At 65.1% G+C, this 24,177-nt stretch carries 22 protein-coding genes and 1 riboswitch; of the genes, 11 read left to right on the top strand and 11 right to left on the bottom strand.

Features of this window, described 5'->3' with window-relative positions:
- Nucleotides 1-248: 248 nt before the first annotated feature.
- The 3 genes from AC1RWI_RS20650 to AC1RWI_RS20640 form a co-directional block, all read right to left on the bottom strand.
- Entirely contained in the window at nt 249-1,820 is a 1,572-nt protein-coding gene (locus AC1RWI_RS20650; protein ID WP_492868376.1) for a benzoate-CoA ligase family protein, read from the bottom strand.
- Nucleotides 1,821-1,902: 82 nt separating this feature from the next.
- On the bottom strand, nt 1,903-3,447 hold the full coding sequence (locus tag AC1RWI_RS20645) for a 3,4-dehydroadipyl-CoA semialdehyde dehydrogenase (RefSeq protein WP_492868374.1): 1,545 nt from the start codon (nt 3,445-3,447) through the stop codon (nt 1,903-1,905).
- A 10-nt stretch (nt 3,448-3,457) separates the two neighbouring features.
- Nucleotides 3,458-3,922, bottom strand: a complete 465-nt coding sequence (locus AC1RWI_RS20640) for a DUF4863 family protein (protein ID WP_043356820.1) — start codon at nt 3,920-3,922, stop codon at nt 3,458-3,460.
- A gap of 89 nt (nt 3,923-4,011) precedes the next feature.
- On the opposite strand from AC1RWI_RS20640, the gene AC1RWI_RS20635 reads away from it, so the two are divergent.
- The 4 genes from AC1RWI_RS20635 to boxA all read left to right on the top strand — a co-directional run bounded on the left by AC1RWI_RS20635 (nt 4,012) and on the right by boxA (nt 9,672).
- A complete protein-coding gene (locus tag AC1RWI_RS20635) occupies nt 4,012-4,986 on the top strand; it encodes a helix-turn-helix transcriptional regulator (RefSeq protein ID WP_492868372.1) in 975 nt (324 codons plus the stop codon).
- Between the two features lie 117 nt (nt 4,987-5,103).
- Nucleotides 5,104-6,762: a 2,3-epoxybenzoyl-CoA dihydrolase gene (gene boxC, locus AC1RWI_RS20630; RefSeq protein WP_492868370.1), complete on the top strand. Its 1,659-nt coding sequence runs from the start codon at nt 5,104-5,106 to the stop codon at nt 6,760-6,762.
- A gap of 83 nt (nt 6,763-6,845) precedes the next feature.
- Nucleotides 6,846-8,273 (top strand): benzoyl-CoA 2,3-epoxidase subunit BoxB, encoded by a 1,428-nt coding sequence (boxB, locus tag AC1RWI_RS20625; protein ID WP_043356814.1) that lies wholly within the window; start codon nt 6,846-6,848, stop codon nt 8,271-8,273.
- A gap of 118 nt (nt 8,274-8,391) precedes the next feature.
- Entirely contained in the window at nt 8,392-9,672 is a 1,281-nt protein-coding gene (boxA, locus tag AC1RWI_RS20620) for a benzoyl-CoA 2,3-epoxidase subunit BoxA (protein ID WP_492868368.1), read from the top strand.
- Between the two features lie 52 nt (nt 9,673-9,724).
- On the opposite strand, the gene AC1RWI_RS20615 is transcribed toward boxA, so the two are convergent.
- Nucleotides 9,725-10,237, bottom strand: a complete 513-nt coding sequence (locus AC1RWI_RS20615; RefSeq protein ID WP_052495186.1) for a 6,7-dimethyl-8-ribityllumazine synthase — start codon at nt 10,235-10,237, stop codon at nt 9,725-9,727.
- Nucleotides 10,238-10,324: 87 nt separating this feature from the next.
- A riboswitch (FMN riboswitch) is annotated at nt 10,325-10,488 on the bottom strand.
- Nucleotides 10,489-10,618: 130 nt separating this feature from the next.
- The gene (locus AC1RWI_RS20610; RefSeq protein ID WP_492868366.1) at nt 10,619-11,707 is read right to left on the bottom strand and encodes an MBL fold metallo-hydrolase; all 1,089 of its coding nucleotides are present in this window, start codon (nt 11,705-11,707) and stop codon (nt 10,619-10,621) included.
- A gap of 169 nt (nt 11,708-11,876) precedes the next feature.
- Between AC1RWI_RS20610 and AC1RWI_RS20605 the strand changes: the two genes are divergently transcribed.
- From AC1RWI_RS20605 to AC1RWI_RS20590, 4 genes are all read left to right on the top strand, one after another.
- Nucleotides 11,877-12,485: a TetR/AcrR family transcriptional regulator gene (locus AC1RWI_RS20605; protein ID WP_043356810.1), complete on the top strand. Its 609-nt coding sequence runs from the start codon at nt 11,877-11,879 to the stop codon at nt 12,483-12,485.
- 308 nt (nt 12,486-12,793) lie between these two features.
- Nucleotides 12,794-13,969: a YncE family protein gene (locus tag AC1RWI_RS20600; RefSeq protein WP_492868364.1), complete on the top strand. Its 1,176-nt coding sequence runs from the start codon at nt 12,794-12,796 to the stop codon at nt 13,967-13,969.
- A gap of 291 nt (nt 13,970-14,260) precedes the next feature.
- The gene (locus AC1RWI_RS20595; RefSeq protein ID WP_043356808.1) at nt 14,261-15,874 is read left to right on the top strand and encodes an MFS transporter; all 1,614 of its coding nucleotides are present in this window, start codon (nt 14,261-14,263) and stop codon (nt 15,872-15,874) included.
- 56 nt (nt 15,875-15,930) lie between these two features.
- A complete protein-coding gene (locus AC1RWI_RS20590; RefSeq protein ID WP_043356807.1) occupies nt 15,931-16,395 on the top strand; it encodes a MarR family winged helix-turn-helix transcriptional regulator in 465 nt (154 codons plus the stop codon).
- A gap of 53 nt (nt 16,396-16,448) precedes the next feature.
- Here the strand turns inward: AC1RWI_RS20590 and AC1RWI_RS20585 are convergent, their stop codons facing one another.
- Nucleotides 16,449-17,342, bottom strand: coding sequence for a DMT family transporter (locus AC1RWI_RS20585; RefSeq protein ID WP_043356804.1), 894 nt, complete (start codon nt 17,340-17,342; stop codon nt 16,449-16,451).
- 148 nt (nt 17,343-17,490) lie between these two features.
- Here AC1RWI_RS20585 and AC1RWI_RS20580 point away from each other — a divergent pair, with 148 nt between their 5' ends.
- On the top strand, nt 17,491-18,285 hold the full coding sequence (locus tag AC1RWI_RS20580) for an AraC family transcriptional regulator (RefSeq protein WP_043356802.1): 795 nt from the start codon (nt 17,491-17,493) through the stop codon (nt 18,283-18,285).
- Nucleotides 18,286-18,294: 9 nt separating this feature from the next.
- On the opposite strand, the gene AC1RWI_RS20575 is transcribed toward AC1RWI_RS20580, so the two are convergent.
- The 4 genes from AC1RWI_RS20575 to AC1RWI_RS20560 form a co-directional block, all read right to left on the bottom strand.
- Entirely contained in the window at nt 18,295-19,653 is a 1,359-nt protein-coding gene (locus AC1RWI_RS20575; RefSeq protein WP_492868361.1) for a cobyrinic acid a,c-diamide synthase CobB, read from the bottom strand.
- Nucleotides 19,654-19,723: 70 nt separating this feature from the next.
- Entirely contained in the window at nt 19,724-20,425 is a 702-nt protein-coding gene (locus AC1RWI_RS20570) for a response regulator (protein WP_492868359.1), read from the bottom strand.
- A 403-nt stretch (nt 20,426-20,828) separates the two neighbouring features.
- The gene (locus tag AC1RWI_RS20565) at nt 20,829-21,782 is read right to left on the bottom strand and encodes a LysR substrate-binding domain-containing protein (protein ID WP_492868357.1); all 954 of its coding nucleotides are present in this window, start codon (nt 21,780-21,782) and stop codon (nt 20,829-20,831) included.
- Nucleotides 21,783-22,305: 523 nt separating this feature from the next.
- The gene (locus AC1RWI_RS20560) at nt 22,306-22,557 is read right to left on the bottom strand and encodes a hypothetical protein (protein WP_144410043.1); all 252 of its coding nucleotides are present in this window, start codon (nt 22,555-22,557) and stop codon (nt 22,306-22,308) included.
- A 179-nt stretch (nt 22,558-22,736) separates the two neighbouring features.
- Here AC1RWI_RS20560 and AC1RWI_RS20555 point away from each other — a divergent pair, with 179 nt between their 5' ends.
- Both AC1RWI_RS20555 and AC1RWI_RS20550 read left to right on the top strand, forming a co-directional pair.
- Nucleotides 22,737-23,027, top strand: coding sequence for a transposase (locus AC1RWI_RS20555; protein ID WP_043356792.1), 291 nt, complete (start codon nt 22,737-22,739; stop codon nt 23,025-23,027).
- Between the two features lie 168 nt (nt 23,028-23,195).
- The gene (locus tag AC1RWI_RS20550; protein WP_043356790.1) at nt 23,196-23,564 is read left to right on the top strand and encodes a hypothetical protein; all 369 of its coding nucleotides are present in this window, start codon (nt 23,196-23,198) and stop codon (nt 23,562-23,564) included.
- Between the two features lie 3 nt (nt 23,565-23,567).
- On the opposite strand, the gene AC1RWI_RS20545 is transcribed toward AC1RWI_RS20550, so the two are convergent.
- Entirely contained in the window at nt 23,568-24,098 is a 531-nt protein-coding gene (locus AC1RWI_RS20545) for a hypothetical protein (protein ID WP_043356787.1), read from the bottom strand.
- Between the last annotated feature and the right edge of the window lie 79 nt (nt 24,099-24,177).

Below are 24,177 nucleotides of genomic sequence, written 5' to 3'. Positions count from 1 at the left end.
AGCCAAAAAGAGCGGCCGGGGGCCAAACTCACATCGCCTTAAGGCGATGCTCAGACATGGCCCCCTCTTTTCCGCTCTTTTTGCCTGCCGACGAGGCGCCCCATACGGCCTGGTACACCTTGACGGCTCGCTTCGCATCGCGTGGGGGGCTCGCTTCGCGTCGCTCATTTTTTGGTTGGCACCCCTCGCCCCATGAGGGGAGAGGGAGTGACGGCCGTCGTCATGGCGCGCGGCTTTGGCCTATCCGCTCATGCCGGTGCGCCTTCCATCTCCCGCAGCCTGAACCGCTGTATCTTCCCTGTGGCTGTCTTCGGCAGCGCGTCCATGAATTCGATGATGCGCGGGTATTTGTAGGGCGCGAGCCGTTCCTTGACGAAGGCTTTCAGCTCCGCCTCGCTGACCTGCGCGCCGGGTTTGAGCACCACGAAGGCCTTGGTCTTGGTGAGGCCGGCCGGGTCGGGGACGCCGATCACCGCGGCTTCGAGCACTGCGGGGTGCTGGGCCAGCGTGGCTTCCACCTCGAACGGGGAGACATAGATGCCGCTGACCTTGAGCATGTCGTCGCTGCGCCCGGCGTAGCTGTAGCTGCCGTCGGCGTTGCGCGCGTATTTGTCGCCGCTCTTGGTCCAGCCGCCGCGAAAGGTCTCGCGCGATTTCTCCCGGTTGCCCCAGTACATCAGCGCTGCGCTTGGCCCCTGGATATAGAGGTCGCCCACATCGCCGTCGGGCACGGCGTGGCCGTCTTCGTCGCGCAGTTCCACCGCGTAGCCCGGCACCGGCCAGCCCGTGGTGCCGTAGCGAACCTGCCCGGGGCGGTTGGACAGGAAGATATGCAACATCTCGGTCGAGCCGATGCCGTCGATGATTTCGCAGCCGAAATGCGCGGTGAAACGCTCGCCCAGGTCGGCGGGCAAGGCCTCGCCGGCGGAGGAGCACAGGCGCAGCGAGACCTGCTCGCGCGTGGGCAGCCCGGGCGCGGCGAGCATGCCCGCGTAGCCGGTCGGCGCGCCAAAGAACACGGTCGGCTGATAGTCCAGCCAGCGCCTGAACGTGGCCTCGGGGGTTGGCCGCTCGGCCATCAGCACGACGGTGGCGCCCACGCTCAGCGGGAAGGTCAGGGCATTGCCGAGCCCATAGGCAAAGTAGAGCTTGGCGGCCGAGAAGCAGACGTCGGCCTCGCCCAGCGACAGCACGGGCTTGGCATAGAGCTCGGCGGTCCAGTACGGGTTGCCCTGGCTGTGCAGCACGCCCTTGGGGCGCCCGGTGGAGCCTGACGAATAGAGCCAGAAGCCGGGATCGTCGGGGCTGGTGCTGGCCGGCGCCGCTAGCGGTGCGGTGCGGTCGATCCACCCATCGAGGGCGATCATGCCATCGGGCAATGGACCGGCGGGCTGCGAGACGATTACGGTCCCGGCTTCGTGGCCGCCCTGGGCCATGGCCTGCTGCAGCACGGGCAGCAGCGCGCCCGATACCAGCACGGCCTGCGCGCGGCTGTGCTGCAGCATATAGGCGTAGTCGTCGGCGGTGAGCAGTGTGTTGACCGCCACCGGCACGATGCCGGCATACATCGCGCCGAGGAAGCACACCGGCCAGTCGTTGCCATCGTGCATCAGCAGCAGCACGCGTTCTTCGCGATGGATGCCGCTGGCCTGCAGCGCGGCGGCAACACGGCGGATGCGCTCGGCCAGTTCGCCGTAGCTCATCGCGCCGTGGTCGTCGATGTAAGCGGTCTTGCCGGGGCGCCGCGCGTTGCACGCGATCAGGTGCTGGGCGAAGTTGAACGGCGTGCCGGGTGGCTGGACTTGTGGTTCGGCTGTCATGCTTGTCTCCCCCTGTCGATGGATCGATAGATCGATGTTTTGTCGGGTTTGCCGTGGCGGTGCGGGTGGCGCTGGTGGTGCCTTAAAGCTGTGCCAGCACGCTGGTGCTTGCCTGCACGGCACTGCGCCGGTGATAGAAATTCAGCGCGCGCAAGCCGCCCAGCTCTTCGCCGCCGCCTGCGCGGCCCGGGCCGCCGTGCAGCGATTGCGGCATGACGTTGCCGTGGCCGGTATGCAGCTGGGCAACATCGGGTGAGATCACGTGGACGCGGCCATGGCTGTCGGCCAGTTCCACGGCGGCTTTGGCCAGCGCATCGGCATCGCTGCCGTAGAGCGATGCCACCAGCGAGCCCTGGCCCCGGCGCACGAGCGCCAGTGCGTCGGCGTTATCGCGGTAGGGCACCAGCGTGGCCACGGGGCCGAACACCTCGGTGTCGTGCACGCGATCGGCCGCGTGCGCATCACGCGCACCTAGCAACGTGGGCCCGACGCAGCAGGCCACGGCCGGATCGGCATCGACCAGCGCGTGCGTCGCGCCGTCGTGCAGCACCTCGGCCTGCGCTTGCAGGTAACCCAGCCCTTCGCGCACCGAGGCGAGTTGCGCCCGGCTGACCAGCGCGCCCATGCGCACCGCTTCGTGGCGGGGATTGCCCACGGTGACCCTGGCCAGCCGCGCGCCGATGGCGTCTGCGGCAGCGCCATACAGCGCCTCGGGCACGAAGATGCGGCGGATGGCCGTGCATTTCTGCCCGGACTTGACCGTCATCTCCCGCGCGGCTTCCTTGGCCAGCAGGTCGAACGCTTCGCTGCCGGCGGCTTCGCCGGGCAGCAGCAGGGCCGAATTGACGCTGTCGGCCTCGATATTGACGCGCACCGAGCGCTGCGTCACCGCCGCATGCGAGCGGATCAGCGCGGCGGTCTGGGCCGAGCCGGTGAAGGAGACCACATCGAACGGCTGCAACTGGTCCAGCAATCCGGCCGCGCTGCCGCACACCACCGACAGCGCGCCGGGCGGCAACACGCCAGCGTCCACCACGTCCCTGACCATGCGCTGGGTCAGCCAGGCGGTGGCCGTCGCGGGCTTGACGATCACGGGCACGCCCGCCAGCAGTGCGGGTGCTGCCTTCTCCCACAAGCCCCAGCTCGGGAAGTTGAAGGCGTTGATCAATAGCGCCACGCCGCGCGTGGGCACCAGCACGTGCTGCGACTGGAACAGCGGGTCCTTGCCGAGCCGCGCGGCATCGCCGTCGATGAGGTAGCGTCGCTCTCCCAGCGCGTCGCCGAGCTTGGCATAGGTGCCAAGCGTGAAGATGCCGCCATCGATATCCACGGCGGAATCGTTGTGCACGGTGCCGCTGTTGGCGGTGGCGATCTCGTAATAGGCATCGCGGTTGGCCTGCAGGATCTTGACGATGGCGGCCAGCATGGCGGCGCGCTCGCGGTAGGTCATGGCGCGCAACGCGGCGCCGCCTTGCTCGCGCGCAAAGGCGAAGCCGGCGGCAAGGTCGAGCCCGGTGGCGTCCACGCGTACCAGCGCATCGCCCAGTACGGGGTCGGACAGCGTCGCGCCGGCACCGGAGCCGGCTTGCCAGCGGCCGCCAAGATAGTTGGAAAGCAGTTCGGTCATGAAGGAAATCTCAACGGGTGAAGTCGATGCGGCCGTCGGGCAGCAGGTAAAGGACGAGCGCGCGGCCGTGGCTGACGGTGGGCCGGTGTGCGCTGCCCGGCGGGCAGACCAGCCAGCCGGCGGGGCGGCCGTCGAACTCGGCGGTGGCGTCGATCGGCACGATCAGGTCGATCTCGCCATTGGGGTGGGTGTGATGCGGCCCGGCGATGTCCCGCATGTCGACCACGTCGACGGAGAACCCGTGCAGGTCCTCGGCCGGCTTGAAGATGCGGCCATAGCGGATGCCGCCACCCTCGCGGTCGCACAGCCAGCCCTCGGCCACGCCGGCCAGGCAGGCCGCCTTGAGTTCGCTGTAAGTGGTGCTGCCTGCGCCATGCTCGGCATTCAGCCAGGTATCCAGGGCGGCATCGAGTGGGCGGCCGGCAATGCGGGCCGTGAGCCGCGCGATCTGCTCGCGGAATTCGGTGGGGGACATGGAAGGGGCTCCGTTAGACTCAGGCGGGTTGCATACCCGCGCTTCATGCATTATTGTGCATGTGTGAAACATAGAGCCACCAAGAAATCATGTCAAGCACTATATTGCATGTTCCCGGGTTAACGCGGGAGGCTGCTGGCGAGCAGGAGGCCGATGCCGCGCCAGGCAACGGTAGCGCCGCAGAAGCCGGCGGGCTTGAAAAAAACGCCTTTCTCGCCGCCCTGGGCGAGCGTGTGCGTGAGCTCCGCTCGCGCCGGGGGCTGACCCGCAAGGCCACGGCGCTGGCCGCCGGGGTTTCGGAGCGGCATCTCGCCAACCTGGAATACGGCAGTGGCAATGCTTCCATCCTGGTGCTGCTGCAGATCGCCTCGGCGCTGCACTGCTCGCTGGCCGAACTGCTTGGCGATGTGTCCACCTCATCGCCGGAATGGCTGCTGATCCGGGAGCTGCTGGAACACCGCGACGAAGGCACGCTGCGCCGCGTGCGCATTGCGGTCGGCGAGATGCTCGGCACCGGCGGCGGCAACGCCGCGCGCAGCCCGCGCGTGGCACTGATCGGGCTGCGCGGCGCCGGCAAGTCCACGCTGGGCGGCATGCTGGCCGAGGACCTGGGCTTTCCCTTTGTGGAGCTCAGCCGCGAGATCGAGAAGTTCGCCGGCTGCAGCATCTCCGAAATCCAGGGCCTGTATGGCATGAACGCCTACCGCCGCTATGAGCGGCGCGCGCTGGAGGAAGCCATCCAGATCTATCCCGAGGCGGTGATCGCCACGCCCGGCGGCCTTGTGTCCGACCCCGCCACCTTCAACCTGCTGCTGGCCCATTGCACCACGGTGTGGCTGCAGGCAAGCCCGGAAGATCACATGAACCGCGTGCGCGCCCAGGGCGACTTCCGCCCGATGGCCGCCAGCAAGGAGGCCATGGAAGACCTGCGCCATATCCTGGCTGGCCGCGCGGCCTTCTATTCCAAGGCGGAGTTCAGCGTCGACACCAGCGCCGAACCGCTGGAACCCACCTTCCTGGCGCTGCGCGAGCGCGTGCGCTACGCACTGCAACTTCCGCTCTGACGCCTCGATGGGTAGATGCACAATATTGCTTGACTGGCTGTTTGTGTATGAACTATAGTTCTTTCACCAACACACAACCCATGCACTATTGTGCTTCATTGCTGAGGAGACACAGCCATGACTACCGCCCCCCGCGTCGAATACCAGACGGATCCGTCCCAGTACAAGCACCTCAAGCTGACCTTCGACGGCCCCATCGCCACGCTGGCGGTAGACATCGATGAGAACGCCGGCCTGCGTCCCGGCTACAAGCTCAAGCTCAACAGCTATGACCTCGGCGTGGACATCGAGCTCAACGATGCGGTCAACCGCATCCGCTTCGAGCATCCCGAGGTGCGTACCGTGGTGGTCACCAGCGGCAAGGACAAGGTGTTCTGCTCCGGCGCCAATATCTTCATGCTGGGCGTCTCCAGCCATTCCTGGAAAGTGAACTTCTGCAAGTTCACCAACGAGACGCGCAACGGGCTGGAGGATTCGTCCAAGCACAGCGGCCTGAAGTTCCTCGCCGCGGTCAACGGCGCCTGCGCCGGCGGCGGCTACGAGCTGGCGCTCGCTTGCGACGAAATCATCCTGGTCGATGACCGCTCCTCCGCCGTGAGCCTGCCCGAAGTGCCGCTGCTTGGCGTGCTGCCTGGCACCGGCGGCCTGACCCGCGTGACCGACAAGCGCCACGTGCGCCACGACCTTGCGGACATCTTCTGCACCACCACCGAAGGCGTGCGCGGCCAGCGCGCCAAGGATTGGCGCCTGGTGGACGACATCGCCAAGCCCGCCGTCTTTGCGCAAAAAGTGCAGGAGCGCGCCCAGGCCCTGGCTGCGCTGAGCGACCGCCCGGCCAACGCCAGCGGCGTGGCGCTGACCCCGCTTGCGCGCACGCTGGAGACCGACGCACTGCGCTACACCTATGTCACCGTGGAGATCGACCGCGCGGGCCGCAAGGCTACCTTCACCGTGAAGGGCCCATCCGCCACGCAGCCGACGAGCGTTGCCGCCATCGCCGAGGCCGGCGCCGCCTGGTACCCGCTGCAACTGGCGCGCGAACTCGAAGACGCCATCCTGTCGATGCGCACCAACGAACTGGATATTGGCACCTGGCTGATCAAGACCGAAGGCGACGCCGCCAACGTGCTGGCGATGGACGCCACGTTGCTCGCCAACCAGGATCACTGGCTGGTGCGCGAAACCATCGGCCTGCTGCGCCGCACGTTCTCCCGCCTGGATGTGTCCTCGCGCAGCCTGTTCGCGCTGATCGAGCCGGGCTCGTGCTTTGCCGGCACCTTCCTGGAGCTGGCGCTGGCGTGCGACCGCAGCTACCACCTGGCGCTGCCGGACGACGAGGCGCGCGCGCCCAGGATCACCGTGGCCGAAACCAATTTCGGGCTGTACCCGATGGTGACGGGTCAGAGCCGCCTGGGACGGCGCTTTTACGACGAGCAGCCGGCGCTGGACGCGGTGCGTGCCAAGGCCGGCCAGCCGCTGGACGCCGACGCCGCATTCGCGGTGGGCCTGGTGACCGCCAATCCCGACGACATCGACTGGACCGATGAAGTGCGCATCGCGCTGGAAGAGCGCGCGGCCATGTCGCCGGATGCGCTCACCGGCATGGAAGCCAACCTGCGCTTCAACGGCCAGGAAAACATGTTCACCCGCATCTTCGGGCGGCTCACCGCCTGGCAGAACTGGATTTTCCAGCGCCCCAACGCGGTGGGCGAGAAGGGCGCGCTCAAGGTCTACGGCAAGGGCGACAAGGCCGCGTTCGACTGGAACCGCGTCTGACCTGATACCGCTGATATCGCACCCGAAGCCGAACCCGAACCCGCACACGCCGCAGTCAACGCATAGCCAGCCCGGAGACCATGATGTCCAGCATCAACTACAGCGACAAGATCCCCAATAACGTCAACCTCAGCGAAGACCGCACGCTGCAGCGCGCGCTCGAGCAATGGCAGCCCAACTACCTGAGCTGGTGGAACGACATGGGGCCGGACGGCTCGCAGGATTTCGATATCTACCTGCGCACCGCCATCAGCGTCGACCCGCAAGGCTGGGCGCACTTTGGCCACGTGAAGATGCCGGACTACCGCTGGGGCATTTTCCTGAACCCCGCCGAGGCCAACCGCAAGATCCACTTTGGCGACCACAAGGGTGAAGACGCCTGGCAGGACGTGCCCGGCGAATACCGCGCCAACCTGCGCCGCATCATCGTCACGCAGGGCGATACCGAGCCCGCATCGGTGGAACAGCAGCGCCACCTCGGCCTGACCGCGCCGAGCATGTACGACCTGCGCAACCTGTTCCAGGTCAACGTGGAAGAAGGCCGCCACCTGTGGGCCATGGTCTACCTGCTGCACAAGTACTTCGGCCGCGACGGCCGCGAAGAAGGCGAAGCGCTGCTGGAGCGCCGCAGCGGCCAGCAAGACAACCCACGTATCCTGCAGGCGTTCAACGAGCAGACGCCGGACTGGTTGTCGTTCTTCATGTTCACCTATTTCACCGACCGCGACGGCAAGTTCCAGTTGTGCGCGCTGGCCGAGAGCTCCTTCGATCCGCTCGCCCGCACCACCAAGTTCATGCTGACGGAGGAAGCGCACCACATGTTCGTTGGCGAGAGCGGCGTCTCGCGTGTGATCCAGCGCACCTGCCAGGTGATGAACGAACTCAAGACCGACGACCCGGCCCGCTTGCGCGCCGCCGGCGTGATCGACCTGCCGACCATCCAGCGCTACCTGAATTTCCACTACAGCGTGACCATCGACCTGTTCGGCGCGGATGAGTCGAGCAACGCCGCGACTTTCTACAGCACCGGCCTCAAGGGCCGCTACGAAGAAGGCAAGCGCGCCGACGACCACGTGCTCAAGGGCCAGACCTACAAGGTCCTGCAGGCCAGCGGCGGCCAACTGATCGAGAAGGAAGTGCCGATGCTCAACGCGCTCAACGAAGTGCTGCGAGACGACTACATCAAGGACAGCGTGGCCGGCGTGGAGCGCTGGAACCGCGTGATCGACAAGGCTGGCATTCCTGTGCGCCTGAAGGTCCCGCACAAAGCCTTCCACCGCAATATCGGCGCGCTCTCCGGCGTGAAGATCTCGCCGGATGGCCGCGTGATTTCGGACGCGGAATGGAAAGCCAATGTCGACCAGTGGCTGCCCAGCGAGACCGACCGCGCCTATGTGGCCAGCCTGATGGGCCGCGTGGTCGAGCCCGGCAAGTTTGCCGGCTGGATTGCGCCGCCGGTCATGGGCATCAACCGCCAGCCGGTGGATTTCGAATACGTGCGCTTCAACTGAGCGCGGCGAGTCGAAAGCCGAAAATCGAAAATCAAAAATCGCAAGAAGGCAGGGGCCCGGTGGGCGCCTGCGGCAAAAGGCCCCGGCCACAGGGGTCGCATCACCCCCGGAGTTCGCCATGGACATGTCCGACATCCAGGTCATCAGGCAGCACCTGATCGACCCCGAGATCTGCATCCGCTGCAATACCTGCGAGGCTACCTGCCCGGTCGCGGCCATCACCCACGATGCGCGCAACTATGTGGTCGACGCGGACAAGTGCAACGGCTGCATGGCCTGCATCTCGCCATGCCCGACCGGCTCGATCGACAACTGGCGCACCATGCCGCGCGCGATGGCCTACGGCATCGTGGAGCAGTTTGGCTGGGACACGTTGCCTGACGAACTCTCGTCCGAGCAGCTTGCCGCGCAAGGCGTGGCGGCGGATGCCGAGCCGGTTCTCGAATCCGCGCCGGCGTCATCGCTGGCGGCCGTCACCGGCGAAGACGGTTTCAACAGCGCCCAGTACGGCGCCACCGTGCCGCCGTGGTCGGCCGCCCACGCCTATACCAACCTCTATGGCGCCAAGGCCGCGGCCCGTTCCGTGACGGCCACCGTGGTTGGCAATGCGCGCGTCACCGAGGTCGGGCGCGACTACGATACGCACCATATCGTGCTGGACTTCGGCAGCGCACCGTTTCCGGTGCTGGAAGGCCAATCGATCGGCATCGTGCCGCCGGGCGTGGATGCCAGCGGCCGCCAGCACCATGCGCGCCAGTACTCGCTGGCCAGCCCGCGCAATGGCGAGCGGCCGGGCTACAACAATATCTCGCTGACCATCAAGCGCGTGCTGGAAGACCACCAAGGCAACCCGGTGCGCGGCGTGGCGTCGAACTATATGTGCGACCTGCAGGTGGGCGACAAGGTGGACGTGATCGGGCCATTTGGCGCGAGTTTCCTGATGCCCAACCATCCGCGCTCCCATATCGTGATGATCTGCACGGGCACCGGCAGCGCGCCGATGCGCGCGATGACGGAATGGCGCCGGCGGCTGCGCAAGTCCGGCAAGTTCGAGGGCGGCAAGCTGATGCTGTTTTTCGGTGCGCGCACGCAGGAGGAGCTGCCCTACTTCGGCCCGTTGCAAAGCCTGCCCAAGGACTTCATTGATATCAACTTCGCGTTTTCGCGCACCCCGGGGCAGCCCAAGCGCTATGTGCAGGACGCGATGCGCGAGCGCGCCGCAGACCTCGGGCCGTTGCTGGCGGACCCGAATACCTGCTTCTACGTCTGCGGGCTGAAGAGCATGGAGGAGGGCGTGGTGCTGGCCTTGCGGGACGTGGCGCAGCAGGCGGGCTTGTCGTGGGACGCGGTGGGCGCCGCGCTCAAGAAGGAGGGGCGGCTGCACCTGGAGACGTACTGATTCCCTGAAGATGCGTGCCGCGCCCCCGAGCCCTGGCGCGGGCCCGATCCGGTCACGCCGCCAGCTTGCTCAGGCTTTCCACCGTCTTGATGCAGGCTTGCGCCGCCTCGCGGCCCTTCACGACGAAGTGCTCGCTGAAGAATTTGCGGTGGTCTTCGTGATCGTGAAAGCTCTTCGGCGTCAGCACAGCGGAAAGCACCGGCACCTGCGTATCGAGCTGCACGCGCATCAGGCCGCCGATGACGGCATCCGCGACAAACTCGTGGCGGTAGATGCCGCCATCGACGACAAAGCCCGACGCCACGATCGCCGCATAGCGACCGGTGTCCGCCAGCTTGCGTGCATGCAACGGGATCTCGAACGCGCCAGGCACTTCGATGACATCCACCGCCTCGCGCGCTACGCCGCGCGCGGCCATTTCAGCGAGGAAGGCGTCGCGCGCCTGATGAACGATATCCGCATGCCATTGCGCGTGGATAAACGCAAAGCGCCAGGCCGGATTGACGGGAGCGGTGTCTTGAATGTCGCGGTGGTCGCGCTGGACAGGAGAAACTAACTGATTCATGGTCTTCTGCAGAAGAGTGGGTTACCAGAATCAGGGCGCACGAGTTTAGTCCCCCGGCGCCGGGAGACGGGGCGGGGAACAGAAACATCGCGCTCTCTTTCATCCGGACTATGACCGTCGGCTTCGGAGTTGCACCGAATCTGCTGACCCCGGCTCTCGCAGACTTCGAGGAGAACCGGGCGCTCGCGGGCTTATGCGAAAAAATCGCCATCACCGCCGGTGGGGACTTTCACCCCGCCCTGAGAACGCTGATGCAGGCGCAAAGCCTGCAGCGCAGCCATGATACACCGTGATGCGATTGTGAGTTCGGCGTGGCTCGGGCCGGTCGTTTGGCCGCCTGCGCGGGGATGTGCCCGGCGGCCCGGGTGGTCATCGTTTATCTCAGGGCTGTTCGTTAACGATGCGCGGGCTTGCGGCAGGCATCGATTTGCGATTGCGGCGCGTCTTCACGTCCAGCCACCAGCGATCCGCGTTGTGCGCTTGCTGGATGCTGACAGCCTCGCCCATGCGCGGGGTGCTGACCGGAACGCCGCGCGCAGCGGCCAGCGCGATGATGCGGTCGAAGGGCTCGTGCCAGGCGTGCATGGCCAGGTCGAAGGTGCCGTTGTGAATCGGCAGCAGGCAATGGCCATTCAGGTCGACATGTGCCTGCAGGGTCTGCTCAGGCTGCATGTGCACGGCGGGCCAGTTCACGTCGTAAGCGCCGGTTTCCATCAGTGTGAGATCAAATGGGCCATAGCGCTCGCCGATACGCTTGAAGCCGTCGAAGTAGCCCGTGTCGCCACTGAAGAACACGCGCAGATCAGTGTGCAGGATCACCCACGACGCCCACAGCGTACGGTTGCCGTCAAACGGCGTTCGCCCGGAAAAATGCTGCGCCGGTGTCGCGACAAAACGCACGCCCTCCACCTCGGTGGTTTGCCACCAGTCGAGCTGTCTCACCTTGCCCGCGTGGATCCCCCAGTCGATCAGGCGATCCCCCACGCCGAGCGGCGTCAGGAAATGCTCGGCCTTGTCCGCCAGTGCCATGATGGCCGCGCGGTCCAGGTGATCGTAGTGATCGTGCGAGAGGATCACTGCCTTGATGGGCGGCAAGGCGTCGATGCCAATTGGCGGTTGATGGAAACGCTGCGGACCAGCCCACTGCACCGGCGAAGCGCGCTCGCTAAAGACCGGATCCGTGATCCAGAAAGCGTTGCCTAGTTTCAGCAGCACGGTGGAATGCCCAAGCCGAAACACCGTGTTGTCTGGCGCGGCGAGCAGGTCAGCCTGCGTCAACGCTTGCACCGGAACCGGGCCGGCGGGCTGGGTGTCAGCAGGCTTGTCGAAGAGAAAGCGCCAGGCGATGCCGAGGGTCTTGAGCAAGCCGCCCTTGGGCGGCCCGGCCAGGGCGCGAGCCTGGCTCGCGCGCGATTCCGGCGACTGGGTGTAGCTCTGGCGGCTGACGGAGCGGGGCGAGCAATTGGTCATGATGGCATTCAGGATCCAGAGTGGGAGGCAGGGCAAGCGGCGGGGGCCGTTCCATCCATCTTCGATTTGCTAAAAATGCACTGCACAGTGTAGTTTCCATTTTCAAGAAAGTAAACTTGCCGGTGTAAAATTACCCGTTTCCCCAACGCCAAGGCCCCCCAGGAACGCCATGCCCCCAGCCCAACGCCTGACGGATCGCAAACGCGAAGCCATCATTCAGGCCGCCATCGCCGAGTTCCGCGACAACGGCTTCGAAGTCACCAGCATGGACAAGGTCGCCGCCCGGGCAGCGGTTTCCAAGCGCACGGTGTACAACCACTTCGCCAGCAAGGACGAACTGTTTGCCGAGATACTTTCCCAGTTATGGGAGAGCAGCCAGGGCGAACTTGACATGGCTTACGCGAGTGACCAGCCGGTGGATGCGCAGTTGCGCGAGTTGGTGCGCCTGAAGATGAACATGCTCAACAACGCCAGTTTCATGGACCTGGCTCGCGTTGCCATCGCCGAGACCATCCACTCGCCGGAGCGGGCGAGGGAAATGGTCGCCAGGCTGGGTGAACGGGAGGAGGGCATCCATGTCTGGATACGCGCAGCGCAGGCCGACGGCAAGCTGAAAGCGGCGGATCCCGCCTTTGCCGCTTGTCAGCTGCAGGCGCTGATCAAGGCGTTTGCCTTCTGGCCGCAGATCACCATGGGACAGCCCCCGCTGGATGCGGCGATGCAGCGGCAGGTGGTGGATTCGGCGGTTGCGATGTTTCTTGCGCGGTATGGGGTGTAAAGGGGCGAGAGAGGGCTGAAGTGTCTGAAATGGCCGAGGCGCCCTGCCTGCGCTTGGCATCGCCAGTTCATCCGGCCACCGGATTCGCGATGATGCCACTGCCGCCGTTCGACCTCTTGCAGACCCGGCGGCAGCTTTCAAGGTAAATGGCTCTCCACGTGCTCATATTGGCCAGCCGGTGCTTGGTTGTTCCGGACGTTCGGCGCCGCACATAGCGAGCTCGCGTCCGCTTACGCGCTCAACTTCCTGTGAAGCCGAATCAACTAAGCTGATGGTAGAACAACGACGCCTCGTGAAGGAGGATCCACTTGCGCAATCCATTTGGCGCCATCCTGCACTCGTGGGCCCAACATGCGAGCCGGCTGGCATCGGTAACTGCGGCCTTGGCTTTCGCCGTGGGTGCACCTGGAACCGATGCCCAGGAGAATCCTCCGCCCGTCATGGACGGAACATACCTTTATGCGGCAGTGCCGGGCGTCGGCAACCATTTCGAGAAGGGTGGCGACGGGATAGTCGTGTTCGATGTTGACCATGGATTTAAGTTCGTCAAGCGCATCTCGCTGCCGACCCTGCGAAACCGGCCGCCGGAGCTCGCCAAGGGCATTGTCGCAAGCGCGGCAACGCGGATGCTCTATGTCGCCCAGACCAACCGGTTGGTCGCACTTGATCTTGAAACCGACAAGCTGTTGTGGATGCAGGCATATGACGGCTGGTGTTGCGACCGACCAGACATTTCTCCAGACAGCCAGATTCTCTATGTGCCCGCTCTGGATCATCCCGCCTGGAATGTCGTCAGCGCGCTAAACGGTCAACTGATCGCTGTGATTCCAGCCGCGGCGCGCAGCCACAATACGGTTTTCTCCCCGCGAGGCGATCGCGTCTATCTGGTGCCGGAGAGCCCGATCATCTACGTCGCCGACGCGAGACGCGCTCAAATTGTCAGCGAGATCGGCCCGTTCAGCGCGCGCGTCCGACCGATCGTGGTCAATGGCGCGGAGACCCTCGTTTTCGCCAGCGTGAACGGCCTGCTCGGCGTCGCGGTCGGCGATCTCAGAACCGGTAAGGTCATTGCAGAAGTGAGGGCTCCGAGCCAGTTCCCATGTCTTACAGATCATCACGATCACAAGGGCGCATGCACGCATGGCGTGGCGCTCACGCCAGACGAACGGGAGGTATGGGTCGCCGACGTGAACCCCTTCGTGCATGTCTTCGACGCGAAGAGCATGCCACCCAGATACGAGAGGTCCATCGCCACGAGGACCTCCGTCGGTTGGCTCAGTTGCAGTATCGACGGAAAACGAATGTACCCGTCAAGCGGCGACGTAATCGATATCGCCAGCAAGCAAATCGTCGCTCGCCTGACTGACGAAAGCGGGCGGGCGCTCGAGACCGAGAAGCTCCTGGAAGTCAAGTTCGCGAATGGAAAGCTTGTCGCCGTTGGCGATCAATGGTGCAACGGCAGGGTCGGCAGGCCGCAGAGGTGATGCCCGTGCAATAGGGCGCCGCGTTTGCCAAGGTGAAGGGGACACTCGAGCGTCCCCTTCTTGGCGAGAGTCACCGTCAGCTACTGTTAAGGGTTGTCGCCGGGCACGCCGGTCGCCTTCGATCCGTTAGGGCCTGAGACGGGGCGTTCTCTGCCTGCGGTCCCGTTAGGTCGTCATCTCAACCTTGTTTGTCGCACCTCAGGTCTCATTCGTCACCGCACACATCCCCCTTCCATCCCGCCAACCCTGTCCTATAATGATTGACTCCACAATCATTGATGGAACAACAAAATGATTTCGCATCCTCACGAGGCGCATAGCAGCGGGCAGGTGCTGCCATTCCGCGAGTCCCTGCTGGCCATGCTGGGCATCGCGTTCGTGGTGATGTTGGTCGCACTTGACCAGACCGTGGTCGGCACTGCGCTGCCGACCGTGGTGGCGGAGTTGCAGGGGTTCGAGTACTACGCCTGGGTGGCGACGGCCTATCTGCTGATGTCGGTGATCACGGTGCCGATCTTCGGGCGGCTTGGCGATTACTACGGGCGAAAGCCCTTCGTGATGGTGTCCATCGTCGTGTTCACGCTGGCTTCCGCGCTGTGCGGCATGGCAACGAGCATGCCGTTCCTGGTGCTTGCGCGCGGCTTGCAGGGCATTGGCGGTGGCATGTTGGTGGGCACTGCCTTTGCCTGTATCCCTGACCTGTTCCCCGATTCGCATGTGCGCTTGCGCTGGCAGGTGATGATGAGCGCGGCGTTCGGCATTGCCAACGCGGTGGGGCCGTCGCTTGGCGGCGTGCTGACCGAGGCCTATGGCTGGCGCTCGGTGTTCTATGTGAACTTGCCGGTGGGCTTGCTGGGATTGTGGTTTGCCTGGCGTTACCTGCCGCACTTGCGCCAGCAGGCCAATACCGGCGCGATCAAGGTGGATTGGCTCGGCGCAGCGTTGATCGGCGTTGGGCTGGGTGGCTTGCAGTTGTGCGTGGAGCTGATGCCCGAGCGCGGGTTCGGGCTGGTCACCGGTGGCTTGCTGGTGATGTCGGTGTGTGCCTTGGTTGGGTTATGGCAATGGGAGCGCCGCACGCCGAACCCGATCCTGCCGCTGGAGATGTTCCGCAATCCCGGGCTGGCGCCATTGTTCCTGCTGGCCGTGTTCGTCGGCTTCGCGATGTTCTCGTTGCTGCTGTACGCGCCGCTGCTGTTCCAGGGGGGCTTTGGCTACTCGCCGAAGGAGGCGGGCGTGCTGGTGACCCCGCTGGTGGTGTGCATCACGGTGGGCAGTATCATCAATGGGCGCATCATCACCCGCATCCGCCAGCCTAACAATATGCTGTATGCGGGATTCGGCATGCTGGCGCTGGCTTGCCTTGGGCTGTCCCAGGCGACGCGCGGGATGTCGCACCATTTGTTGCTGGGCATGATGCTGCTATGTGGCTTCGGGCTCGGCTTCATCATGCCCAACCTGACGGTGTTCGCGCAGCAGACCGCGGGCCGCGAGCATCTGGGCATTGCCACGGCGATGCTGCAGTCGCTGCGCATGGTCGGCGGCATGATCGGTACCGCCGTGGTGGGCACGTTGGTCACGCGCAGTTACCTCAGTGGCGTGCACGATGCGCTGCAGAGCGCTGGTGCCGGGCAGTGGCAGGCGCGCATGGCGGATCCGCAGATCCTGATCGACCGTGCGGCGCAGGCACGCCTGCTGTCGCAGCTGGAGGCGGCCGGGCACAATGGCGCCCTGTTGCTGGAGCAGGCCCGGCTGTCGCTGGTTGGGGCCATCCATATGGGGCTGGCGCTGGCCGCGGTGATTGCGGTGCTGGGCCTGTGGCGTTCACGGCGGGTGCCGCCGATCAAGCTGGAGCGTGCCGTCAAGCCGGTCATGGCAACGGAGCAGGGCGGGGCGCGGGGCTAGCCGATAATGTGGGGCGGTTGCCCGTCGCGTGACGGTGCCCCAAGCAGGAGATTGGAGTGGAATTGGAGCGTCAAAGCCTGGCTGTGCTACAGCAGTTCGGGCGAACTTACCGGGCCTATGCCGCGGCTTTCGAGCAGCGCATCGGCCATCCCTTGCCGCGCTGGCGCATTCTGTCCGCGCTGTACACCCATGCTGGGCCCATCGCGCAGAAGCCCCTTGCCGAGCGCGTCGGCATGGACCCGGGCGCGCTCACGCGCCAGCTCAAGGCGCTGCAGGAGCTCGGCTGGGTAGAGCGCAATACCAGCGAGCGCGACAACCGCGTGACCAACGTCACCCTGTCGGCGCTCGGCCATGGCGTTGTGGAGCAGGCATTGCCGCTGCGCTCGGCGTTTCTGCAGGACGTGCTGGAAAACGTCTCCGAGACCACCATGCGCAATCTGTCCAAGGGCCTGGAAGAGCTTGAGGGCGGCATTGCCGAAGCGGTGCTGCGCACACAGCAGGACAAGGCGGACGCCCTGTGAGCGCGGCATCCACGAGGACTCTGCCTCAACCGTCCTGACTACCGCAATCCTTGCTAAGGCCGAGCCAGTTGCAGCCGCAACGGCGCCGTCCATATCTCGGCCAGCAGCACGCCCAACACCGTGAGCACCCCGCCGACCGCGTGATATGGCGCGAGCGATTCGCCCAGCAAGCCCGCCGCAATCAGCGCGGTGAGCAGGGGGATCAGGTTGAAGAACATGCTCGCACGGCTCGGCCCGATGCGGGCGACGGCGTGCATCCAAACGAGCGGTGCAACCATCGACGCCATGAGCCCGGCGAACCCGACCAGAGGGAGGTTGGCAGCCGAGAGGCCCATCTTTGGCGTGAGCAGGTATAGCGGCAGCAACGCGATGACGGCTGCGACGATCTGCAGGTAAAGCAGTTGCAATGCCGGCACGTCCTTCATCTTCCAGCGCTTGAGCAAGATCACATAGACCGCGTAGGCCAGCATGGCCAGCAGCATCAGTGCGTCCCCGAGGTTGGCGCCGCTGGTCAGCAGGCTGCCCAGGTCGCCGGACGATACGACCACCAGCACGCCGGCGATCGACAGCACGGACCCCGCCACGGCGCCAGCGCTCAGGCCCTGCCCCAGTAGCAAGATCGACAATGCCAGCACCATCATCGGCGTGAGCGAGCCGATGATGCCCATGTGGGTCGCCGTGGTCAGGTAGGCGGCATAGTAGGCCAGGCACTGATAGGCCACCATGCCGAGCAGGCCCAGCACGGCGATCCGCCCCAATCGGGGCCGGATCGCGGGCCAGTTGCGCAGCACGGGACGCAGTGCCAGCGGCGTGAAGAGCACGGCTGCCAGCAACCAGCGGTAGAAGCTGATCTCGGCCGGCGCGATGGTGCCGGCGGCCATTTTGCTGACGACGGTGTTGCCCGACCAGATCACGACGGCCAGGAGCGGAAAGGCGTATTGCCACATGAGCGCTTTCTCTGATGTGTATGGAACGCTATCATGAGCGCGTCTGTGTTGATCTATATAGCTCAATCAGGACATACCGACCGGAATTCCGGACTAATTCCGGACTATTTCCGGATTCCGTATCGCAACAGACCCAACAACCATGGCTATGGCTGACAAGTGGCGTTTCCTGCCGATCCTGGATGTCGAAGGGATGGAAGGTCCTTTCTACCTGCGTTACGACGAGTTCGGCGCCGATACCCTGGCACAGGCGCACAGCCATAGCTGGGGTCACCTGAACTATGCCGCGCACGGCTCGATGCAGATGGAAACCGTAGGCATGCGGCTGCTTTCCCCGCCGCAGTACGCGATATGGATTCCGCCAAAGGTGATGCACAGCTGCACGTTGCGCCACGCGATCGTTTACCGCTCGATCTATATCGAGCCCGGCCTGTGCGCGCAACTGCCGGCGGAGCCCTGCACGGTGCGGATCAGCCCGATCATCAAGAGCGTGCTGGCGGACTTTGCCGCGCGCAACCTGCATGTGCCACGCACGCCGGCCGATCTTCGGCTGGCGCATGTGGTGGTCGACCAGCTTGCCGTGGCGCCGGTGCAGCGCTGCTACCTCCCGGCGGCAACCACGCCCGCCCTGGCCGCCGTGCTGGAGGCCCTGCAGGCTGATCCTGGCGACCATCGCACGCTGGCCGAATGGGCCGCCAGCGTGCACATGACCGAGCGCACCCTTGCGCGCCGTTGCCAGCACGAGTTGGCCATGTCCTTCGGCGACTGGCGCCAGCGCCTGCGTTTCCTGCGTGCTATCGATGCCCTGGAGGCGGGCCGCAGCGTGCAGGAGATCGCGTTCGAACTCGGCTACAGCACGGCATCCGCGTTTATCGCGATGTTCCAGCGCGAGGCTGGCGCCACGCCGGAGCAGTACCGGCGCGAGTTTTGTGGCATTGCGTGATGTTTGCGCTTACCGCACGCCGCTGAGCAGCGCCGCGATGGCTAACGGGTTGGACGGGAAATACAGATGCGTGTACGACGCCGTCAGCGCGCCCTGCCGGAACACCGCCTCGCCCCGCGACCCGTCGCGCGGCACAGTGGCGTGGCAGTAGGGTGCCAGCGGGGTCTGCGCGCTGGAGTAATGGAAGGTGTGGCCGCGCAAGGTGCCTTCGGGCAACGCCAGTTGTTGATGGCCGAGCGCGGCAAGGCGGCGTTGCATTGTCACCGTGCCAGGCAGCAGGCCCGCCACGGCGTGACTATCCCCGGCCTTGTCGACCAGCGTCTCGAACAACGCCATCATGCCGCCGCATTCGGCGAGGATCGGCAGGCTGTCGGCATGGGCTTGGCGCAGGGCGGCCAGCATGCCTGTGTTGGCTGACAGGCGCGCGGCGTGCAGCTCGGGGTAGCCGCCGGGCAGCCAGAGCGCATCGCAGTCCGGCAAGGCAGCGTCGTCGAGCGGGGAGAAGAAGGCCAGCCGGGCGCCGAGCGCCTGGAGCGTATCCAGGTTGGCAGGGTAGAGGAAGCGGAAGGCGGCGTCTCGGGCGATGGCGATGGTCTTGCCGGCCAGCAGCGGCGGCAGCACGGGCAGCGGCGGCGCCGCGGCGATCTCAACGGCTGCGGGCAGGGCGCCGATGGGTTGCCCGGCGAGTGCATCAGCGAGGCGGTCCAGCCGCGTGTTGAGGTCGGGCAGTTCATCCGCCGCCAGCAGGCCCAGGTGCCGCTCGGGCAGCGATGCCGCGTTGTCGCGCGCCAGCGCGCCGGCCCAGCCAATATGTGCCGGCAGGCTCTCCTGCAGCATGTCGGCATGCCGTGGGGAGGCCACCCCGTTGGCAAGCACTTGCATGGAGGCCAGCGGCTGGCCGTAGCCAGCGAGGCCGAAGGCCAGCGCGCCGAACGTCTGCGCCATTGCGCCGGCCTGGATCACGCTAAGCACCGGCAGGCCAAAATGGCGTGCCAGGTCGGCGCTGCTGGGGGTGCCGTCATGCAGGCCCATGACGCCTTCCACCAGGATCAGGTCGGCTTCGGCCGCTGCCTTGGCAAGGCGTGCCGCGGCGTCTTCGGCGCCGGTCATCCACAAGTCGAGCGAGTGGACCGGCGCGCCGCTGGCCGCCGCGAGAATGGAGGGATCCAGGTAGTCGGGGCCGCTCTTGAAGACGCGGACGGTGCGGCCGGCCCGGCGGTGCAGCCATGCCAGCGCGGCCGTCACGGTGGTCTTGCCCTGGCCCGAGGCAGGCGCGGCCACCAGCATGGCGGGCACGCGCAGGGAGCTTGCCGCGTCGGTTCGGGTGCCTGGAACGGCGGGCGCGACGGTTGCGGCAAGGTTGGGCATGGCGATGACGTTGGCTGGTTAAGTAGCTGGGTTGGCGCAAGCGGCTGCCTGCGCCAGTGCGGCGCAACGATTATAACCAGTCGGACTGGCTGGCCGGCGGGCTCTCCTGCGGGCTATCCGGGTTCGGCAGCACCAGTCCCTGTTGCGCCGCGAAGTCGAACAGCTCGCGCTCATTGCTCGCCCCAAGCTTGCGCATGGCGCTGTTTTTCTGGCGGCTGATGGTTTTGACGCTGCGGCTCAGTTGCCCGGCAATGCCGGTGATCGAGTTGCCACTGAGGTAGAGCCGCATGACTTCAGACTCGCGTACCGACAGGCAGAGGGCGCCGGCGCGGCCGGGCGCGTAGTGGGCGCCGGACTGGGCCAGCACGCGCGCGGCGGAGTCGCCGATAAAGCGCAGCCCGCGCTCGACGCGGATGATGGCGGTGACCAGTTCGTCCAGTTGCGAGTCCTTGAGCAGGAGGCCATGGGCGCCTGCGTTCAGGATGGCGCGCAGGACCAGCGGGTTGGTGATCATGGTGAGCACCACCACGCCTAGCGCCGGAAAGTGCCGCCGCAGGCTGGCCAGCAGGCGGATGCCATCGCTCGCGTTGCTGCAGGGCATGTGGTAATCGGTGACGACGATATCAGGCCGGAATGCGCGCACGGCCCGCAGCAGCTCGGCGGAGCTGTGGACATCCGCGCAGACCTCCCAGCCGGTTTGGCTCCGCAACTGGCTCCTGACTGCGAGCGTAATGGCGGGATGGTCATCGGCAATCAAGATTTTCAAAGGCATGGCAATGCTCCTGCGCAAGCGCAGGCATGCACGGTGTCCGGGCCGCACATGCCTGGCGCGAGCTGGAAGGGCTTGCGGCACGGATGCCGCGAACATGAAAAGCGAGTGCTGCGATTCGCGCTGGGCGGCGCTCGCCGCATGTGGATCGCGCCATTGAAAAAACGCGCCGCTCGGCTTTTCGCCGGCGGCGCGAACAGCACAGGAACAAAGCACCTCCAGGCGCATGCTTTGCTCGGACGAACAGGAAGCAGGAGGTGCCCATGAAGCATAAGCGCTGGCTTCGGCGTCAGGACTGCGACTATTCTCAATTTTGAGAGCGCAGCGCGGAAGCCCTCACGGCCAGCGGGCGTCGCTAGCCGCAAGCCGGCACGCCTCGGCGCGGCGTGCTTCAGTGGCAGCAGGGTCAGGCTGCGTAGGCAGCGGTGCGCGTCTCGTGCGACCGATGACGGCGGTCGATGGCGCTGACGGGATCATGCAGCACGGCGCTGCCGATCTCCATGATGCCGCGCAGTGCATTGCCGGCGCGGACCGGCGCCCAGAAATGCAGGGCTGCCCATTCCGGGAAGCTGCTGGGCGGCGCCAGCAGGCGTGTTTTGTGTTTGCGTGTCACTAGTGGCACATTGAAGTCCAGCAGCGGGCAGGTGCCGCCCGCGGCAAGCAGCAGCGCAACTTGCGTGTGCCACGACGGCACCACGGTTTCCCGATAGGCGGGATCATGCGCGAGCCGGTTCAGGAAGCCCTGCAGCGGGCTGCCGGGCTCGGTGTCTTCCTGCAGCAGTATCCACTCGTGCCGGCCTTCCACATCCCCGACGCCGCCTGGCCGCGCCACGCTGACCAGGCGGCGCGGCGTGGCCATGATGTTGTGCAGTGCAACGTCCTCTGGCACAAAATGGCTATCGACCACGAAGGCACAGTCCAGCTCGCCGCTGCCAAGCTGGGCGGCCAGCGCGGCGTCGGCAAAGACCGGCCGCGTCATGAAGCGGTCATCCGGGAACTGCTCGCACAAGGTCGTGAGGATCTCGGTGATGACCGGATCGCCGATCAACGGCGAAAACCCGATGGAGATGCGGCGGTGCGGGCTTGCCTCCTCGGCGACGGGGGCAGGCGGGCGTACCAGGTGCGCCCATTTTGACAAGATCTGGCGGGCGGTCAGCTCCAGCCGCAAGGCATGCGCGGTAGGTTCCAGCGTGCCATTGCGCTTGATGAAAAGGGGGTCGCCGGTGATTTCGCGCAGACGCGCGAGGCTGTAGGCAATGGTCGGGACCCGGCCTTGCGTGCAGGCGGCAACGGCGCTGAGGTCACGATACTCCATCAGCAAAACAAAGACGTGCAAGAGCTTGGTGCTGACATGCCGCATGGTGACTTCTCCCGATTTGAAGCTTGTTTTTGTTTTCTTCTTTGTCTCTGCGCCAAGGCCCCCAGGCCTTAGGGCAAACCGCACCTGCCGTGCCGGGTGGCTGGTGTATCTGGTCCATTGCCGTGCCAGGACTGCCATGCCTGGCCGTCAACGCAGGGCCCCTCGCAGCGCCATTGCATCCGCAAGGCATGACGGTCTTCAAAATCTCCCGACCAACTGGGAAAACCACGACGCAGCGCTGCTTGCAAGTGGCCCGCTATAGAGAAGCAACGCCGAAGAAACGACCAGCCGACCGGCTACGCGTTGCGCTTATCGTCGCCAGTCCGCGCCGGGGCGCGAGGCCCGGTTGCTGGAGATCGAAATTTAGTTAATGCTAGACAAGATTAATGCATAGCTTTGAAACTTGCCAGTGGTCTTCTGAAAGTCATTTCGTAAACCAGCTCAAAAAATACCATTTGTTAGTACATAAAGACATTAAAAATATTTGTGTCATCCGATGCATAACTCCGCGCTGCTGTGTGACTCATGCGGCGCAAATTAGGTTTTTATGTTCGCTTGTCAGGCTTTTCTTGCGGTTGAGTGACAGTAAAAAGCGAATCCGGAAAATCAGGAAACGGAATATAAAATTCTGCCAATTCGTTCCGTTTTCTTGATGCTGGTTTTCCAGATTGGTATTCGTTAGTGCTAGATTTAAAAATTGTTTATCTCGCGGAATTGAAACTTTTAATTGTTTTTCCGGTGATGGGTGATAAACTTTAGGGTTGGCTTGAGCCAAGCTAAAGTGCCAGCCAGGCGGGGGGGCGCCTCGCGGCGGGTTACCTCTCCAATTTGCTTAACTCGCGGCTTGAACACACTGAATTGCCTTTTGCGGTGCGGATGGTAACTTTGCGGCAGGGGTAGAAGTGGTCACGCTCGGGCATTGGCACGAGCGGCCTTGGCTAGCGGAGGCAGTCAGTGAACAGACGTTTCTCGGAGGAGCAGATCCGCGGCTACCTGGCGGAAGCCGCGGCCGGCGTGCCGGTCCGCGAGCTATGCGCGCGCTATGGTTTTAGCGATGCTTCCTTTTATGGCTGGCGCATCAAGTATGGCCAGGGCGCAGGCAGCGAAGCGCGCGACAGCCGCAAGCTGCGTGACCTGCAGGAGGAAAACACCCGCCTCAAGAGTATGCTTGCAGATGCGCTGCTCAAGCTTGAGCGACTGCGCAATCGCACGGGTCGCGCTGGCAACGGCAAGGAACGAAGCTAAGCCTGGTTCGTGCCTGCATTGCCGGCGGCCGCCTGAACCTAGCCGCCTTCAGTTTGGTTTCTCGGGAGGGACATCGGAAACATGCGGTATCTCGGTATCAGCCGGCAGGGCGACCCCTGGAACATCGTCAAGGAAGGCGCAATGCGTCCCCGCTGTGGAGAACTGAACATGAAACGGGCTTCGATCATCATGGCCGCCGCACTAGGCCTGGGGCTGCTTGCGGGCCAGGCTGCGACTGCCGCCGAGCTGGAAGTGCCCGCGCCGATGGTCGCGCCGCCGCCGCCGCGGCTCTTGCTGGATACCGCCACCGACAATGCCGGGCCGGCGGCGGACGGCACCCTCACGCCATCCCAGCGCACCCGTTGCCAGGGCTTGCTCGACAAGATCAATGCACTGCCCGCGGGAGCGCAATGGACCACCGGCAAAGCCACGGTGACCGGCGCCGATGGCAGTACCCATCCCAATATCGAGCGGCAAGCGGAACGCAAGAAGCTCGATGAGGCGTATCGCCAGGAATGCGCGCAGGAAAGAAAGTAATCTCTACTTCGCGCTGCAGCGGTCTGGCGTAATCGTGACTTCTCCCAGCGGGCGGTTGCCGATTCCCGCGTAGCGATAGTTCAGCGTGATACCCAACTGGCCTAGTACCGGCACGTCCGGGTTGCGGCAGATGCCGCGTTCGAGCACGGGGCGGGCGCTCGCCATGAACGCCACAGTGCCCTCGCGGGTCGCATCCACGCCAACCAGGCTGAGGCGGAACTGCACGCGCTTGCCTGGCGAGACGCTGCATCCCTCCAGCCGCGTCGCGGCGTCCAGCGTGAATGGCCCGGCGCGAGTCAGTTCCTGGCAAGCCGTATTGAGTTCCGCGTCTGAGCTGGCCACACCGCCGGTCAGGCGTGTCACGCCACTCATGCCGGTGCTCCTGCCATCTACCGTGCCTAGCAGCAGCCTGGCCAGCGTTGACAGCGAGGCCGGTGCGGCGGCCTGCGCGGCGGCGGCCGGCGTCAGTCCGGTCACCATCAGGAGGCCAAGCGGCGCCAGGCCCGCGCGCACGGCAAAAGGAAAGTCCCGCATAGAGATACAGGTAGATACAGGTACCGGAAGCGATGTCGGCTACCAGCGGCATGGCCGCAGGGTGACTTCCCTGAGGGCT

The sequence above is a fragment of the Cupriavidus sp. MPR-AND1C genome, assembly GCF_058809705.1.
This window is presented reverse-complemented; position numbering and strand designations above follow the sequence as displayed.